Raw genomic sequence first — 17,686 nt, 5'->3', positions numbered from 1 at the left:
AACTCCGCCAGCGGAAGACCGCGATAGCGGGCTGAAGCGGTCCCCGCCCGACGTAGTTCCCGGAGCGTAGCCCAAGCACACCACCACCGGAGTTGCCGACTCCACCGCCTAACGGCGTCATGAAAACACCAAAGCGGCCCGGCGTGACTTCGTCACTGAAATGCTATCGCTGACGGACAGCGAAATCGAGGCGGCAACAGGTGCGATTTTGTGATAAAGTTATTAATTGGAGGTGCTTACATGACCGATATAGACGACTTTCTGCGTTACCTAGAAGTCGAGCGGCACTACTCACCGCAGACCATCAAGGCATACGGCCGGGATGTGCGCGCCTTCGCTGATTTTCTCAAGAATAGTGCGGACGACGGAGAAGTTGACCTGCGCAAGGTCGACAGCGTCGCCGTTGCGGCTTATATGAGTGAGATGGGGGAGCGTAACTACAGCGCGGCAACCAGTGCGCGTAAGATCAGTAGCTTGCGCGCCTTTTACCGTTACCTGCTCAAGCTCGGCCGGGTCAGCGATAATCCCTTTGCGCTGGTTGAAAGCCGCAAGGTGCACAACCACTTGCCGCAATTCTTCTACGAACCGGAAATTGAAGAACTGTTCAAGGCGGCTGAAGGTACCGATGCGCTCAGTGTGCGTAATCAGGCGCTACTGGAAGTGCTCTACGATACCGGCATCCGTGCATCGGAGTGTGTGGGCTTGACCATCAAGCAAATCGATATGAACGCTGAGGCCATGCTCATCCACGGGAAGGGTAACAAGGACCGTTACGTGGTGTTTGGCAAGCGCTGCAAGGAAAAGCTGCAGGCGTACCTCGGTAGTGCGCGTAAGGAACTGGGCGGCATTCGCAGCTTGGTGGAACCGCACGTGTTCCTCAATCAGCACGGCAAACCGCTCACCGCGCGTGGTTTGCAGTACATTTTGGATCAGCTGATTAAGAAAACTAGTCTGACTGCGTCGATCCATCCCCACATGTTGCGGCACAGCTTCGCGACCCACATGCTGAACCACGGGGCCGACCTGCGCACCGTGCAGGAACTGCTGGGGCACGCGAGTCTGTCCACAACGCAGATTTACACGCACGTCACCACTGAACACATGCTTAGTGACTACCAGAAGTACTTTCCCGAGCATAAGTGACAGCGCGTCACAAAATAGGACTTTAGGATGATGTTTGCCCGCAGGGGCTGCGTTAAGATATTTAGCACACCAGGTTAAGGAGTGCTACTGTTGACCTGGGTCGATGACAATTAAAAAAAGAGGTATTCAAATGACAACAATTGCAGCTGTACGTAAGGATGGCCACACGGCAATCGCCGGCGATGGTCAGGTCACACTTGGTGAAAAAGTGATCATGAAGGGTTCTGCCCAGAAGATTCGCCGCATTTACAACGATCAGGTTGTGATTGGTTTTGCCGGCGGGGTCGCCGACGCCATCACCCTGCAGGAATGGTTTGAAAAGAAACTGGAGTTGTTCCAGGGCAACCTGCGCCGCTCCGCTGTGGCGCTGGCTCAAGACTGGCGCAAGGACCCAACGCTCCAGAAGTTGGAAGCCATGCTCATCGCCGTCAACAAGGACGACCTGCTACTGATTTCTGGTAGCGGTGAAGTGATTGCCCCTGACGAAGACGTGGTTGCCATCGGTTCCGGTGGTAATTTTGCCCAAGCGGCGGCCGTCGGGATGCTGCGGCACGCAGATGACATGGATGCACCGGCCATCGCCAAGGAAGCTGTTTCCATCGCCGGCACCATCGATATTTTCACGAACCAGAACATTCTGGTTGAATCTTTCTAAGGAGGATTGCCCATGCAAACACCTAAGCAGATTGTGGCTTCCCTGGACCAGTACGTCATTGGTCAGGATGAAGCCAAGAAAGCCGTCGCCGTTGCGCTCTACAACCGCTGGCGCCGGATGCAACTGAGTGAGAAGATGCAGCAGGACATCACGCCCAAGAACTTGCTGATGATTGGACCTACTGGGGTCGGGAAAACCGAAATTGCCCGCCGCTTGGCAAAAGTCGTCAACGCGCCCTTCGTGAAGGTTGAAGCCACCAAGTTTACCGAAGTCGGTTACGTTGGCCGGGACGTTGAATCCATGGTCCGTGACCTCGTGGACGTGGCGGTGCAGCTGGAAGAAACTGCCCAGTACGAAACTGTCCGTGTGCGTGCGGAGAAGGCGGCTAACAAGCGGCTCGTGAAGTTGCTGGTGCCTGGTATCAAGAAGGAACGTCGCGCCAACAACATGCAGGACATGATGAGCATGTTCAACAACATGATGGAAAATGGCGGCAAGGCCGAACCAGAGCCCGAAGAAGTCAATGACGACATTAAGAATGAACGCATGACGGTGGCCGACCAGCTCGCTAAGGGTCTGCTGGAAGAGCGCGAAGTCACCGTGCGGGTGGAAGACGTCAAGAAACCGGCCGGCGGTGGCGACATGTACGGCCAAATGGGCATTGACCTGTCCGACACCCTGGGGGCAATGATGCCCAAGAAGATGGTTGAACGCACCATGACCGTCAAGGAGGCACGCGAGGTCTTCGTGCAGGAAGAATCCAGTAAGCTGGTGAACCACGCCGACATTTACCACAACGCCATTGTGCGCGCAGAGAACTCCGGCATCATCTTCATCGATGAAATTGACAAAATTGCGGCCGGCCGTAAGCAAAGTAGCGGTGAAGTTTCCCGTGAAGGTGTGCAGCGCGACATTTTGCCAATTGTTGAAGGCTCCCAAATTAGCACCAAGTACGGGCCAATCAACACGGATCACATCCTGTTCATCGGTTCCGGGGCCTTCGCTGAGTCCAAGCCTAGCGACCTTATTGCCGAACTGCAGGGCCGTTTCCCAATTCGCGTAGAGCTGAAGGATCTCACCGAAGACGACTTTGTGCGCATCCTGACTGAACCAGACAACGCACTGACCAAGCAGTACATGGCGCTGATTGGTGCGGATGGCGTCAAGGTCACCTTCACCAAGGAAGCAATTCGCGAAATTGCCCACATCGCCGCAACCGTCAACACGACTCAGGAGAACATCGGGGCCCGGCGGCTGGCCACAATCCTCGAAAAACTGCTAGAGGACGTCCTCTACGAAGGTCCCGATATGCAGATGGGTGACATTACCGTCACCGAGAAGTACGTCGACGATAAGGTCGGCAAGATTGCCGGCGACAAGGATATGAGTCGTTACATTCTTTAATTTGGTAGCACGCAACACTAAAAAATTTTGCTAATGGAGAAGGTATCATCACTATGGTTAAGATTGAAAACGAATTTCTGACGGCCGAAATCAACTTGCACGGGGCGGAATTGTCCTCCCTCGTGGCCAAGGCTGACGGCACGGAGTACATGTGGCAGGCGGACCCAGCGGTTTGGGCCCGGCACGCACCTGTTCTGTTCCCAATTGTGGGGGCACTGAAAGATGACCAGTACACATACCAGGACAAGACCTACCACATGACCCGGCACGGCTTCGCCCGCGACTTGGACTTCGCGGTGGCTGCGCAGTCTGCTGACCAGGTCTCCCTAGTGCTAACGGACAACGACGAAACACATGCCAAGTACCCATTTGCCTTCAAGTTGACCCTGACCTACAAGCTTGACGGGCAGAACCTGCACGTTGGCTACAAGGTGGAGAACCCAGCCGATGATAAGATGCTCTTTAGCATTGGTGCGCACCCAGCCTTCCGGATGCCACTGTCTGCTGGACGCAAGTTCGAGGACTTCAGCCTCGACTTTGAACCTGCCAAGACGCGCACTCGCGTTGGCTTGCAGGGCAAGTATGCCGACTTCGCGAACGGCAAGCCAGTTGATGAAAATCACACGCCACTGACGCGCGAACTGTTCAAGGGTGACGCACTGATCTACGTGCTTGATGGCGATAAAACCAAGCTCAGTCTGTCTTCTCCAGACGACGAGCACGGCGTCAGCCTGACGGTTAAGGATGCGCCTTATGTGGGTGTGTGGTCGAACTACCCAACGCCTGGCGACTTCTGCTGCATCGAACCATGGTGGGGCGTTGCCGACGAGCCAAGCGCGGACGGTCAGCTCGAGCACAAGCGCGGCATTCGTGAACTCGCTGGCGGCAAGAGTTTTGAAGCCGGCTTTACCATCAGTACCCATTAGCAAATGAAAAATGCCCTCCCGATGTTAAAATCGGGAAGGCATTTTTGTGTGGCGTCATTTTATTTTGAGTTGCGCTTTTGCCGCAGCCAGTAGTAGAGGCCAAAGTGCACGTAGTTTTCAGTACCGTTGGCAATCCGCTTGAGGTTCGGGATGTGCTTGATGATGAACACCACCGTGAGCAGGCCGGCAATCACGGCTAGTATCCAGTCGTGAATGAACAGTGCGATGACGAACATTGTGGCGACGCCGACGATACTGGCAAGGCTCACCGCGGAGGTCAAGAGAATCATCCCCACGAAGGTGGCACTGGCAATTAGAAAGAGCAGCGGATTGTAGGCCAGCAGAATCCCGGCGCTGGTGGCAACCGCCTTGCCGCCCTTAAAGTGAATGAAGATGGAAGCCGTGTGGCCAATCACCGCAGCCACCCCGCAGACGAGCACGAGCCAGTGCTGCTGGAAACCGAAGAGGTGGGGCAGCGATGCGCCCAGCGTTCCCTTTAGGATGTCGATGATGAGAACTGCCGTACCGGCCTTGACGCCCAGCACGCGGTAGGCGTTGGTCGTGCCGATGTTGTGGCTGCCGGCTTCCCGAGGATCCTTATGGCAGAAGATGCGGCCAATCCAGACACCTGAGGGAATGGAACCGATGAGGTAAGCGAGGATAAAACAAAACGCTAGTAGCATTGCAATGCTCCTTTCAGTGCTAATAGTTTAGCATTTTTTGACACCGTTGGGTGAACTTTTATGCACTTTGACAGTTGCATTTGTAACCACTAAAATGAGTTATCGTCGCAATGCAAACGAATGTTCGTAAAAACGCAATTCGCGTATTTGGGGCACCGCACTTGTTACCGATAGCGACGGGCGGTCTAGACAAAAAAGTTAAAGCCGCGCGCCACCGGCGTTTGCTTTGTGCTAAAGTTAGAGTATTGCAGTTATTGAAGAGAGGTTAAACAATGGCGAAACCAAGTCAAACATACAACGATTCGTCAATCCAGGTCCTCGAAGGCCTGGAGGCGGTTCGCAAACGGCCGGGGATGTACATCGGCTCAACTGACGCACGTGGGCTCCACCACCTTGTCTATGAAATCGTTGATAACGCCGTCGACGAGGCGCTTGCCGGTTACGGGGATGTCATCGCCGTCACCATCCACAAGGACAACTCGATCACGGTTGTGGACCACGGGCGCGGTATGCCCACCGGGATGCACGCCAGCGGCAAGCCAACCATCGAAGTCATCCTGACGGTGCTGCACGCCGGCGGTAAGTTCAGTCAGAACTCCTACAAGACCAGTGGTGGTCTGCACGGGGTGGGTTCGTCTGTCGTCAACGCGCTGAGCGAATCGCTCACCGTACGCGTTGTGCGTGACGGGCAGGCCTACATGGAGAATTTTGTAAACGGTGGGCATCCGGCTGGCGGGTTGCAGAAGCTCGGCAAGGTGAAGGAGCCCAACGGGACGACCATCACCTTTAAGCCGGACCCAACCATCTTCCAGACGACGGTGTACAGTTTCGATACGCTCGCTGAACGTCTGCGGGAATCAGCTTTCCTGCTGAAGAACATCAAGATTACGCTGACGGATGAACGTAGTGGCCGCGTGGAAGAGTACCACTACCCAGACGGACTCAAGAGCTTCGTGGCTTACCTGAACGAAGGTAAGGACGCCATGAGCAAGGTGATGCAGTTTGAGGGCGAAAAGGACGGCATCGTGGTTGACTTCGCTGGTCAGTACAACGATGGCTACTCCGAGAACATCATTTCCTTCGTGAACAACGTCCGCACTGGTGATGGTGGGACACACGAAGCTGGGCTGCGGGCCGGAATTACCCGCGCCTTCAACGATTTCGCCCGCAAGGTGAACCTGCTCAAGGAACGCGATAAGAACCTGGACGGGAGTGATGTCCGTGAAGGGCTCGCCGGCGTCCTGTCTATCCGGGTGCCAGAAGAACTCCTGCAGTTTGAAGGCCAGACCAAGGGCAAGTTGGGCACACCACAAGCCCGCCAAGTCGTTGACAACGTTGTTTATGAGCAGCTCAGTTTCTGGCTCATGGAAGCTGGGGATGAAGCGCAAGAACTCGTCAAGAAGGCGCTGCGGTCGCGTGAAGCGCGTGAAGCTGCCCGTAAAGCCCGTGACGAATCACGAACTGGTAAGAAGCGTAAGAAGGACCAAGGCGTCCTCTCCGGTAAGCTGACGCCTGCCCAGAGCAAGAACGCGGCCAAGAACGAACTCTACCTAGTCGAAGGGGATTCCGCCGGCGGTTCTGCCAAGCAGGGCCGTGACCGCCGCTTCCAGGCTATCCTGCCACTGCGCGGGAAGGTGCTGAACACCCAGAAGGCCAAACTCCAAGACATCGTCAAGAACGAAGAAATCAACACGATGATCTATACAATTGGTGCTGGGGTCGGCAGTGATTTTGACGCCTCGTCTGCTAACTACGACAAGATCATCATCATGACCGATGCGGATACCGATGGTGCCCACATCCAGATTCTGCTGCTGACCTTCTTCTACCGCTACATGCGGCCACTGATTGACGCCGGCAAAATTTACATCGCCCTGCCGCCACTGTACCGGCTATCCAAGGGCAGCGGTGCCAAGACCGAAATCCGCTACGCCTGGACCGACGCCGAATTGGAAAAGGAAGTCACAGCAATGGGCCGCGGTTACACGCTTACCCGTTTCAAAGGGCTGGGTGAAATGAACGCCGACCAGTTGTGGGAAACCACGATGAACCCGGAGACGCGCACGCTGATTCGGGTCCGTATTGACGATGCCCAGCTGGCTGAACGGCGGGTCACCACGCTCATGGGTGACAAGGTTGAACCGCGCCGTGAATGGATTGAAAACAACGTCAAGTTTACGCTCGGCGATGAAGGCTCCATTCTGGAAACGGACACCGGCTCGCATGAAGACATGCAGTTCGGGACCCAGACCATGAAGAAGCAACTTAAGAAACGGAAGGGGAAGTAAGCCATGGCGAACCATGTACAAGAACTCACACTGGAAGAAGTCATGGGTGACCGTTTCGGTCGCTATTCCAAGTACATCATTCAAGAACGTGCCCTTCCGGACGTCCGCGACGGCTTGAAGCCCGTGCAGCGGCGGATTCTCTACGCGATGAACCTTGATGGCAATACTTACGATAAGGGCTTCCGTAAGTCCGCTAAGTCCGTTGGTAACGTCATGGGTAACTTCCATCCGCACGGGGACTCCTCCATCTATGAAGCGATGGTGCGCCTCTCCCAGGACTGGAAGCTCCGCATTCCGCTGATTGAGATGCACGGGAACAACGGGTCCATGGACGGCGATCCGCCGGCCGCAATGCGGTACACGGAAGCGCGCCTGGCCAAAATTTCGCGCGAACTCCTCAAGGATATCGACAAAGACACCGTGGAAATGGTGCTCAACTTTGACGACACGGCTCAAGAGCCAACCGTCTTGCCGGCGGCGTTCCCGAACCTGCTCGTCAATGGTGCAACCGGAATTTCCGCCGGTTACGCAACCGAGATTCCGCCCCACAACCTGCGTGAAGTGATTAAGGCGCTGCTGCGCTTGATGAAGAACCCGGACGTCAGTCTTGCCGACCTGATGAAGGACGTGCAGGGTCCGGACTTCCCAACCGGTGGCATTTTGCAAGGGATTGATGGCATTAAGAAGGCCTACAAGACCGGTCGCGGCCGCGTTGTGGTGCGTGCACGGACTGAAATCAAGGATATGCGCGGCCACAAGCAACAGATTGTGGTGACGGAGCTGCCTTATGAAGTGAACAAGGCAAACCTCGTCAAGCGGATCGATGATTTGCGCATCGCCAAGAAGGTTGATGGTATCGCCGAAGTGCGGGACGAAAGTGACCGTTTCGGGCTCACCGTCGTCATCGAACTCAAGAAGGATGCCAACGCCGAAGGGATTCTCACCTACCTGTTCAAGAACACAGACCTACAGGTGAGCTACAACTTCAACATGGTCGCTATTGCTAATGGCCAGCCGAAGCAGTTGGGCCTGAAGCCAATGCTGGAGGCCTACCGCGACCACCGGCGCGAAGTCGTCACCAAACGCACTGAGTTTGACCTGAACAAGGCGCAAAAGCGTCAGCACATTGTTCAGGGGCTCATGAAGATGCTGTCGATTCTCGACCAAGTCATTGCCACCATTCGCGGTAGCAAGGACAAGGGGGATGCGAAGAACAACCTGGTCAAGGCCTACGACTTTAGCCAGGAGCAGGCAGAAGCCATCGTGTCCTTGCAGCTGTACCGTTTGACCAACACGGACATTACGGCTTTGCAGGCGGAAGCAGCAGAACTTGCCGCCGCGATTGCCGGCTACGAAGACATTTTGCACAACCCTGCTAGCCGCGATAAGGTCATCACGACCGAGTTGCAGCAGATTGCCAAGGAATACGGGGATGACCGCAAGACGACCATCCAGGACGAAGTGGAACAGCTGGAAGTTGACACGACCGTCACGGTCGCCGACGAACAGGTCATGGTGCTGGTTTCTCGCGACGGCTACGTGAAGCGCAGCAGTTTGCGCAGCTACCAGGCCGTTGATGACGCGCAAAACGGGCTGAAGGACGAAGACTTCGCTGTTTACCAAAAACAGTTGTCAACGCTCGATCACGTCTACATCTTCACCAGTCTTGGTAATGTTGTTTACCGGCAAGTCTACGAACTGACTGATCAGCGCTGGAAGGACTCCGGTGAACACCTCAGCCAAACCGTTGGGCTCGCCCCAGACGAGAACGTGCTGGCGGTGTACACCTTCAAGGAACTCACCGCGGCCGGTCAGTTTGTGCTCGGCACCAGTGATGGGCTGATTAAGCAAACTGCACTCACCGACCTGCAGCCAACCCGGACCTACCGGACGAAGGCGATGCAGGCTATCAAACTCAAGAGTGACGGCGCCTACGTGACGGACGTCTACTTCACAACCGCCGCAGACAAGCAGAGCGTCTTCGTTGCGACCGCCGGCGGTTACGGTCTAACTTTTGCGCTGGACGAAGTGCCGATTTCCGGTGCTAAGGCCGCGGGGGTTAAGCTGATTAACCTCAAGGACGGGGACAGTGTGGTCAACTACGTGGTCACGGATGATCCTGAACATGCGGAAGTCGCCATTCTGACGCAGCGTGGCGCGTTCAAGCGGATGCGCATCAGTGAAGTGCCGGCAAGTAGCCGGGCTAAGCGCGGACTGCAGATTCTGCGTGAACTCAAGAAGAATCCGCACCGCATCGTTTACATGGCGCTCGTTCAAGAGGGTGTGGTGCTGGACGTCTTTACCGCGGCGACCGGCGTGCAGACGGTTGAGCCGCAAGCTCACCCCTTGGGCGATCGCTACGGTAATGGTTCCTTCGTCATCGATACTGATGCTAGTGGGGAACTGCAATACGTGCACGCGCGCATCAAGGAAGAACTGGTATAAGGCATCACTAATTAAGAGGTACCGAAGTGTCTTTGGACATTGCGGGCCTCTTTTTTTGCATTTTCACAAAACGAAGCCTGAATTGAGGCTTTTTTAGCGAAATAGTTTGCTTTACATTAAACTATAACTTATAGTTAAGCTAAAGGAATAAGGAGAAGCTCGACCCCCATTTGAGCAGAAATAAGGAGAGTACCTACGATGAAGACTAAACAGGACAACATTTTTTCTTCCAAAACTCTAAGCTACTTCTTGCAGCTCGCTGAGACCATGAACTACACGCAGGCGGCACAGATTCTGGGCATTACGCAACCAGCACTCACGCAGCAGATTAAGAAGTTGGAGCGCACGGTTGGTGCCCCCCTATTCTTCTCGGTGGGGAAGAAGCTTCACCTATCAGATGCTGGGGCAACCATGCTTGCAGCTACGCAGGATATTTACGAAGTCCTGAACCAGGCAACTGACGAAATTCAGCGCACCACGAGCGCCACTTCTGGTGTGATTTCGATTGGCTTCTTGGCTTCAATTGAAGACTCCGTATTTAACGCGTTCATCGCGCATTACTATCAGATGCACCCAGACATCACCGTACATTTCCGCTTGATGACACGGCGGGAAATCTGGGAACACTTGGAAAACAACCAGATTGACCTGGCCATCATGTACCTGCCTGATGATTCCATCAAGAACTGGAAACCATACGAATCCCGGACGATTTTTGAAGAAGAACTGCTCTTCTTGCACCATGATCAGTCCCTGCAGGGGAAGGAAGAAGTCACCTTCGCCGAAACGGCGGACAGCCAGTGGGTTTCCTACCCAGATGACTACTTCCTGGCGCACCTGATGAGTGAAAGCTACAAGAACCAGCTGGTTACCTTGCCAAAACCAGTTGCGCAGTTTACAACGCCTTACCAGATTGCAGAGTTCTCCAACCGCACCGGTGTGGACACGGCATTGCCAGCTAGCTTCTACAAGGCCCACAAGGAAGAAATTAGTGCCAGCGCGTCTAAGTTTACGCCGAACATTAACTTTGATCTGAGCTTCGTTTACCGCAAGGGCAAGGATCAGATTCCGCGCGTGGCCAGCTTCCTTGATGAACTGGATGCCTACCTGGACGAGAAGGATTACCTGTCGCGGGTAATTGAAAATCGTGGTAGACTAATTGCTGAGACTAAGGAATAACTAAGGAGAATCTGCTAAATGTCTACTTTGATTTTTGGGCACAAGAACCCAGATACTGATACCATTACCGCTGCAATTGCTTACGCTGAATACCAGAAACAGCTGGGCAACACCGATGTTGAAGCCGTAGCGCTTGGCACCCCGAACGAAGAAACCCAGTTCGCATTGGACTTCTTCAAGGTTGCCGCACCACGGGTTATCGAAACCGCCGCTAACGAAACTGATCACGTGATGCTCGTTGACCACAACGAAGCTCAGCAGTCTGTTTCCGACCGCGCTAAGGTCACGATTGACGCCGTTGTGGACCACCACCGGGTGGCTGCATTCGAAACCGCAATGCCATTGTTCATGCGTCTTGAACCAATTGGTAGTGCTGATTCCATTCTCTTCAAGATGTTCAAGGAAAAGGGCTTCAAGATTAGTGCCACACTTGCCGGCTTGCTGGCATCCGGTCTGATTTCTGACACCTTGCTGCTAAAGAGCCCAACAACCACTGAAGACGACAAGCAGATTTTTGCCGAACTCCAGGAAATTGCCGGGATTGACCTGTCTGACTACGGTATGAAGATGCTGAAGGCCGGCACCAACCTTGCTGCACGGAGCGACCAGGACATCATTGATGGTGATGCCAAGAGCTTCGAAATGGGTGGCAAGACCGTCCGTATCGACCAGGTAAACACCGTGGATCTTGAAGACATCTACGCACGCCAGGACAACATCGTTGCTGCAATGCAGGCTGAAAAGGATGCTGAAGGTTACGACTTGTTCCTTGTCGTTGCAACCGATATTCTCAACAGCAACTCTGTCGGGTTTGCCCTTGGCGAAACCGCACCGCTTGAAGCTGCCTTCAACGAGAAGATTGATGCGCAGGGCCGTTTGGCGCTGCCAGGTGTTGTTTCCCGTAAGAAGCAGATCGTGCCTGTGCTGACAACAGCATTTGAAAAGTAATTGCATAATCTGGTCACTGGCTAGATTGAATGAAGGGTCACCGATTAGTCGGTGGCTCTTTTTTTGTGTCCAACGCCCCACCCTCGTCGGGAGTGGGGGAGTGATGAAGCAGAATGGGAGCGACCAGCACACGGTTGTACTTGATCAAGCTGCCAAATTCGGAAGGCAATTTTGTGACATAGCATACGCTGATTAATCGTTGGGATACGCAGATTGATGACGTGCGATGCCCGGCGTGTGAGGTAAGATTCGCAGATAGCAAAACATGCGAGAATATCTGGTAATGGACGACATGTATAAAATGCAGAACAATTGTTTGCTCACGCTGTGTATCGTGAGCAAACATGCATATATTACAGTCTGTAGATATTATGCAAAGATGCATATACGTTGGTATGGTGCGGAATGGTGAGCACTGATCGTGCTGTGAAAATAATTTTCGCAAGAAGGCTCAAAAATATACATTTAGTGTGTTACACAGGCAAATCCAGTCCAAATAATGTATAAAATGGATCAAGCAAAATCACATGCAAAGGCTGGATTGTGCTTATGGAATTAGTGAAATTTCACAGCTCGAACTGTCATGATGGCGGATAACTTACGCGTACGCGAACTGCGTGCAGGAAGCAATTGTAGTAGCAACGCACATTCAATCTCAGCAGTCCAATGGTAACGCGTGGCAGATGGGCACTGGCCAGTTGATCTGCTGACCAGCCAGCAGGTGTGGGACGTTAAAAAAATCTGATTTACGCAGAGGTAATAAAGCAGGGAAGCGGCCAACAAGCCGCTGGCGGCGCCAAATGCGACCACCGTTCGTGTACGGGGCCGCTTCGTATAATATATATTATGTAAACTAGAAAAGATAGCAAAAGAGCGCCTGGTCCCCCTACGCTCTAACTGGTGCTATTCATGCTCATTTTCAGCGAAATCCAATTTGTACGCTGGTAGTGTGTCTACCTCTTCCTTAGCCGCAGGCAATAAGTGCATGATTCGCATTGCCAGCGGATTAGTGTCATCCAGTTCGCCACTTAACTGCCAGTGGCGCGTCGCAACAACGCTCAGTAAGTCAGGAAGTATCTGTGTCTCTAACAGGCCAGCTTCTTGTTCACCGAAGTATGCCAGTAGTAGTTCATCTTCATCCAGATAGCTGATGATGTACGCCATAATCCGCTTGGTTTGCTGATCAAGCAATACTGCAGGCACATTGACCGCCTCCGTACCGTCAAAAACCAATTTCGACCATGCTTGCAGATGGTCGTCAAAGCTACGGACAGGATTATCCAAGTGCGCTGCCTTGTAATCAGTATATTGCCGTTCGAGAAGCTGCTGCCGTTCTGCTGCAGTCAGATCAGCAATAGACAGTAAACTTGTACGTCTGACCACTTGAAACTGCCTTAGAATGCGCCTCTCGAGCAACGCTCACCACTTGAGCATTGGACCAGGTGCAAGTGTAGCACGTCCGAAATTTGTGAAAGCCGCTTGCTACTAGTGCAGCTGACAGCAATGAATCCTGGGTGTGCGGATCAATGATAATACCCTTGCTATCCGGCTGCGATTTCTGTGCAGTGCTGGTGATTGAGTTGAGCGCTGCCGAAAGTGTGTGTATATCTAAATGGCTATTCAACTGGCCGACGATAACGTGTGTAAGTTCTGGGTGGATGCTGTTATGATAAAAGGTCCAGATAACCGTTTCGGTCTGTGTGTTACTGTCTACAATCAGGTTCAAATTACTTTGATAATACTGAAGCTTGGTACTGTCACGTGCATCACAAATCAGCGATTTACTGAAATTGGAGAATTGGTTGTGAACGGTCCGGTTAGCATTGGCATAAAAACAGCTCCTTTAATAACGTTTGCTTTTGGACACGAGAATCACGTCTCAAGCAAAAAAACAATAGCAATCACCGAATGGTTTCCATCGACTTGCAGGTCTGTATCAAATCAGCAGCCTTAGCATGTAATTAATATGGCAGTTCGTCAGTTCGATACTAATAGAACCGTTAAACTAGAGGCTTTAGTGCCCTGTGCTTTAGCGTTATAGCGTTTTGAGAAATCCAGGGAGAACCCCATCAAACACTTCCCGATTAAGTGAAACAAACTTTGCTTGTCCCACCTTTTTTAGTGTGATCAGGCCAGCTTCACTGAGCAATTTAAGGTGGTAAGATGCCGTTGATTTGCCGCACTTCATCGTTGTGGCAAGTTCTGAGTATGGGATTGGCTGCCACGATGCTTTTAGTGTACGGATTGTGTTAAGCCGGGTTTGATCCGCGAGTGCTTTAAAAATTTTGATTCGGAGCTCATCATTGCTAATTGTTTGTTTGATATTCATAGAACTATTGTACCACCTGCTTTAGACTAATAATACGGTGATTTCAACACGTTATGAACGGCCGCGATGATCACGCCCCACGATTTTATTTTTGCTAAGCAATCACGACAAAAATAAAGAATCCAGTTAGCATTAAATAACAAATAACTGGATTCTTTATTTGATGTGTTCAATACTTTGTCGATTTGCATTTTAGCTTGTGCTTACCGGACAGCTTACTTGCATTGTTGAATACTGCAGACCCGTCAGCAGCCATGTTTTGTTTCTAGCGCTGCGTGTGCAGGTAGTACATGACGGTTGCTATCGATTGCGCGGACGTTATCTTACCGTCTTCAATTGCACGGACAATGTCGCTGAATGGTACTAAACTGGTGGTGACGAACTCATCCTTATCGAAGTGTTTCTCCGTTCGTTCGTTGGGGTCAATGGTTGCGAGGTAGCAATGCTGGAGTTCGTTGGTCATGCCCTCACTTGCCGTAATTGTGAGCAATGGCTGCAACTTTTGGGCAACATAGCCTGTTTCCTCGGCCAATTCACGCCGAGCAGCCGCTTCTGCAGTTTCTTCCGCGTTGATTAAACCTGCAGGCAGTGAAATGGCTTCGCGGTTCACCCCTACCCGGTATTCACGACCAATGAGTGCCTGCTTGCCGTCAGCGGTCATCGCCAAAATGACCACGGCGGGTGCGTGATCAATCAAATCCCGGTTCACGTTGAGTCCGTCCGGTGTGTCGATGTTCAGCTGCTTGACGCTGAAGATTGGTCCAGCGTACGCGGTGGTTACTTTTTTGATATTCCCAGCTTCTGCTTTGAATTCAATCATGGTTTTCCTCCAAATTAACGATTTAGTTCGCAAAAAAAGCGCCCCACAGGACGCCTTGAACATGAGTTATGCTTTCGTGAAATCCTTCATCCAAGCGAGTGCGATGGCCTTTTCACCAAGGTGCGCACCGATAACGGGGCCAAAGAAGGAAATATCGAACTCGATACCCGGGAATTTAGCTTCCAAGTCCTTCTTCCACGCCTCTGCCGCTTCCGGATCGTTAGCATGAATGATGAGTCCCCGGACTGGGTAATCTGTTTTGGCGAGTGCCTGACTGAACAATTCCTCAGCACGGGCGTAAGCCTTTTTGAGCGAGCGAATCTTCTCAATGGCAACGATTTTGTTGGTTTCTGGATCGAATGTTAATAATGGCTTAATACGTAACATGCCCGCCACGAAGCCAGCCGCGTTGGACAAGCGGCCGCCCCGGACCAGGTTCTGAATGTCGTTGACAATGAAGTATTCGTCGATGGTGCTACGCAGATCATCAAGGCGCGCAATGATCTCCTGAACAGATTTACCGGCTTTTGCCATTTTGGCTGCTTCCAGTGCGAGCCAGCCCATCAGCATGACCGTAATCTGGGAATCGTAAACCGTAACGGTCACACCGTCCAGTTCACCGACTGCGGTGCGTAGGGTTTGCTGAAAACCAGAGATGGTGTTGGCCAGGTGAATACTGATAATCTGGTCGTAACCTTCGTTCCTGAGATTTTCGTAGAGCTTAATCATCTCGCCCAGCGGTGGTTGGCTGGTACTGGGGAAGGTTTTAGCCGTTTTGAGTTTTGCGTAGAATTCTGCGGGGGTAATGTCGACCCCTTCGTCGTAGACCGTACCGTCAAGGATAACGGGAATTGGTACTACTGTGATATTGTTTTCCGCAGCCTGCTCCTTTGTGAGGTACGCGGTGCTGTCGGTCACAATTGCTATCTTCGTCACTTTTCCAACTCCTTCTAATTAATCAAGTATAATTTACCACACCGCTAGCCACTTGGCGAACGACGAAATCGCATACTTGCCGTTTTTGCGCCAAGCTTAACAAAAATGTACAATGAATAGAGTTACAAACCGGTGGGACAGCCAGACTGTCCTGAGTTTTCACAAGTTATTTCATGGAGGATACTATGGCATTCGATGGACTTTTTACGCACGCGATGACGCGTGAGCTGAGCGCTGCCCTTGCAGGTGGTAAGGTCAGCAAAATTCAGCAGCCCTACCCGACCGAATTGGTCATGACCATTCGCAATAACGGGAAGAACCAGCCGCTGCTCATTTCGGCCAACCCGCAGTTTGCGCGCCTACAAATTACAGAAATCCCCTTCACCAGTCCTGCTGTGCCGAGCACCTTCACGATGACGCTGCGCAAGTACTTGGCGGCTGCGAAGCTAATCAGCATTGAGCAGGTCGGTAATGACCGCGTCGTGCACCTGAATTTTGCCACCCGCGACGAATTGGGTGACGACTTGCAGCTGCGGTTGGTGGTCGAAATCATGGCGCGCCACTCCAACATCACGCTGGTGAACGTGCGCGAGAACCGGATCATTGACCTGATTCGCCACGTTCCCGCTGATGAGAATCGTTACCGCCTGCTGATGCCTGGTGCCGATTACGTGCCGGCGCCCGCACAAGACAAAATTGACCCCTTCACTGCTACCAGCGCGGACTACCTGGAATTCACGGATAGCGCCATGGACGCGCAGGGCCTCGCTAAGGCGATTCAGGCTAAGTTCCAGGGGCTGGACCGGATAAGCGCGCTGGAGCTCGCTACGCGCATGCAAAAGGGTTTGGCAGGGATTGCCTGGCAGGAGTTCTTCGACAGCTTCAATGACCCGCAGCCCACCGTTACGACCGGCAAGAAAATGTTCTACACGGCCATTCCGTACGGCAGTATTGACGGTACCCAGCAGCAGTTTCCGAGTTTGTCCGCGATGCTTGATGCCTTCTACGCCCAGCGTGCCGAACGTGAACGCGTCCAGGTGGTCGGCAGCGGCCTGATTCGGGTACTGAAGACCAACACGCACCGGCTGGAGACCAAAATCAAGAAGTTCAAACAGACGCTGGCTGAAAGTGAACGTGCTGACGAACTCCGCCTGCGCGGCGAATTGCTCACGACCTATTTGCAGCAAGTGCCGCGCGGCGCTAAGAGTGTCGAGTTGCCGAACTACTACGATGAGATGAAGCCCCTCACTATTCAGCTGAACCCAGCTCTAGGTCCGAACCAGAACGCGCAGAAGTACTACACGCGCTATCAGAAGCTGCGCAAGTCAGTTAGCCACGTCAACGAGCAGATGGCCGAGGCCAATGCGGAACTGGACTACTTGAACGGCATCAGCGACCTCGTGAACCTGGCCGCACCCAAAGACCTCGAAGACATCCGTACTGAACTGGAACAATCTGGTTACATCCGGCGCTCGAGCAAGAACAAGCGTAAGCGTCCTAAGGTTTCCAAGCCAGACGCCTTCTGGGCCAGCGATGGCACGCATATTCTGGTCGGCAAGAACAATTTGCAAAATGATCAGCTCACGCTGAAGACGGCGGCGAAGACCGACATTTGGCTGCACGCCAAGGATGTCCCGGGCTCGCACGTCATCATTGAAGATAGCGCGCCGTCTGACCAGACGCTGACGGAGGCGGCCAATCTGGCGGCGTACTACTCGCGCAGTCAGCACTCCGCCAACGTGCAGGTCGACTACATTCAGGTCAAGCGCATCAAAAAGCCCAATGGTGCCAAACCTGGATACGTCATTTACACCGGCCAGCGGACGCTGGTCGTGACGCCAGATGAAACGCTGGTTGAGAAGATGAAAACGAAACCGACAATGTAAAATAGCTCGCATTCTGACCTGCTATGAATGAGTCCAGGATGCTA

The 17,686-nt window shown here is 52.9% G+C and carries 14 protein-coding genes; 9 read left to right on the top strand and 5 right to left on the bottom strand.

The genetic code is table 11. The features are described 5' to 3' along the window. The first annotated feature begins 240 nt into the window (after positions 1-240). The 4 genes from xerC to EKM97_RS06980 all read left to right on the top strand — a co-directional run bounded on the left by xerC (position 241) and on the right by EKM97_RS06980 (position 4,128). Positions 241-1,143 carry a tyrosine recombinase XerC gene (gene xerC / locus EKM97_RS06995; RefSeq protein WP_125571681.1) on the top strand — a complete coding sequence of 301 codons (903 nt, stop codon included), beginning with the start codon at positions 241-243 and terminating at the stop codon, positions 1,141-1,143. A gap of 130 nt (positions 1,144-1,273) precedes the next feature. Continuing rightward, positions 1,274-1,798 (top strand): ATP-dependent protease subunit HslV, encoded by a 525-nt coding sequence (gene hslV / locus EKM97_RS06990; RefSeq protein ID WP_125571680.1) that lies wholly within the window; start codon positions 1,274-1,276, stop codon positions 1,796-1,798. Positions 1,799-1,810: 12 nt separating this feature from the next. Then, entirely contained in the window at positions 1,811-3,202 is a 1,392-nt protein-coding gene (gene hslU / locus EKM97_RS06985) for an ATP-dependent protease ATPase subunit HslU (protein WP_125571679.1), read from the top strand. A 53-nt stretch (positions 3,203-3,255) separates the two neighbouring features. Further along, positions 3,256-4,128: an aldose 1-epimerase family protein gene (locus tag EKM97_RS06980; protein WP_125571678.1), complete on the top strand. Its 873-nt coding sequence runs from the start codon at positions 3,256-3,258 to the stop codon at positions 4,126-4,128. 59 nt (positions 4,129-4,187) lie between these two features. On the opposite strand, the gene plsY is transcribed toward EKM97_RS06980, so the two are convergent. Beyond that, complete coding sequence (gene plsY, locus EKM97_RS06975; protein ID WP_125571677.1) at positions 4,188-4,811, bottom strand: glycerol-3-phosphate 1-O-acyltransferase PlsY; 624 nt, start codon at positions 4,809-4,811, stop codon at positions 4,188-4,190. A gap of 272 nt (positions 4,812-5,083) precedes the next feature. Between plsY and parE the strand changes: the two genes are divergently transcribed. The 4 genes from parE to EKM97_RS06955 all read left to right on the top strand — a co-directional run bounded on the left by parE (position 5,084) and on the right by EKM97_RS06955 (position 11,671). Continuing rightward, positions 5,084-7,099, top strand: coding sequence for a DNA topoisomerase IV subunit B (gene parE / locus EKM97_RS06970; RefSeq protein ID WP_125571676.1), 2,016 nt, complete (start codon positions 5,084-5,086; stop codon positions 7,097-7,099). 3 nt (positions 7,100-7,102) lie between these two features. Continuing rightward, positions 7,103-9,544 (top strand): DNA topoisomerase IV subunit A, encoded by a 2,442-nt coding sequence (gene parC, locus EKM97_RS06965; protein WP_125571675.1) that lies wholly within the window; start codon positions 7,103-7,105, stop codon positions 9,542-9,544. Positions 9,545-9,742: 198 nt separating this feature from the next. After that, positions 9,743-10,723 carry a LysR family transcriptional regulator gene (locus tag EKM97_RS06960; protein WP_125571674.1) on the top strand — a complete coding sequence of 327 codons (981 nt, stop codon included), beginning with the start codon at positions 9,743-9,745 and terminating at the stop codon, positions 10,721-10,723. A gap of 18 nt (positions 10,724-10,741) precedes the next feature. Further along, positions 10,742-11,671 (top strand): manganese-dependent inorganic pyrophosphatase, encoded by a 930-nt coding sequence (locus EKM97_RS06955; protein WP_125571673.1) that lies wholly within the window; start codon positions 10,742-10,744, stop codon positions 11,669-11,671. Positions 11,672-12,574: 903 nt separating this feature from the next. Here EKM97_RS06955 and EKM97_RS06950 read toward each other — a convergent pair. The 4 genes from EKM97_RS06950 to EKM97_RS06935 all read right to left on the bottom strand — a co-directional run bounded on the left by EKM97_RS06950 (position 12,575) and on the right by EKM97_RS06935 (position 15,756). Continuing rightward, entirely contained in the window at positions 12,575-13,054 is a 480-nt protein-coding gene (locus EKM97_RS06950; RefSeq protein WP_125571672.1) for a hypothetical protein, read from the bottom strand. A gap of 652 nt (positions 13,055-13,706) precedes the next feature. Then, positions 13,707-14,000, bottom strand: a complete 294-nt coding sequence (locus tag EKM97_RS06945; protein ID WP_125571671.1) for an ArsR/SmtB family transcription factor — start codon at positions 13,998-14,000, stop codon at positions 13,707-13,709. Between the two features lie 265 nt (positions 14,001-14,265). Beyond that, a complete protein-coding gene (locus EKM97_RS06940) occupies positions 14,266-14,820 on the bottom strand; it encodes an NUDIX hydrolase (protein WP_125571670.1) in 555 nt (184 codons plus the stop codon). A gap of 66 nt (positions 14,821-14,886) precedes the next feature. Beyond that, complete coding sequence (locus EKM97_RS06935) at positions 14,887-15,756, bottom strand: DegV family protein (RefSeq protein WP_125571669.1); 870 nt, start codon at positions 15,754-15,756, stop codon at positions 14,887-14,889. A gap of 185 nt (positions 15,757-15,941) precedes the next feature. Here EKM97_RS06935 and EKM97_RS06930 point away from each other — a divergent pair, with 185 nt between their 5' ends. Beyond that, positions 15,942-17,642 carry an NFACT RNA binding domain-containing protein gene (locus EKM97_RS06930; protein ID WP_125571668.1) on the top strand — a complete coding sequence of 567 codons (1,701 nt, stop codon included), beginning with the start codon at positions 15,942-15,944 and terminating at the stop codon, positions 17,640-17,642. Positions 17,643-17,686 lie beyond the last annotated feature (44 nt).

The organism is Lacticaseibacillus songhuajiangensis (assembly GCF_003946025.1).
In the GTDB taxonomy this organism is placed as follows: Bacteria; Bacillota; Bacilli; order Lactobacillales; family Lactobacillaceae; genus Lacticaseibacillus; species Lacticaseibacillus songhuajiangensis.
The sequence above is the reverse complement of the archived record's forward strand: the minus strand, read 5'-3'. Positions and strand labels throughout refer to the sequence as shown.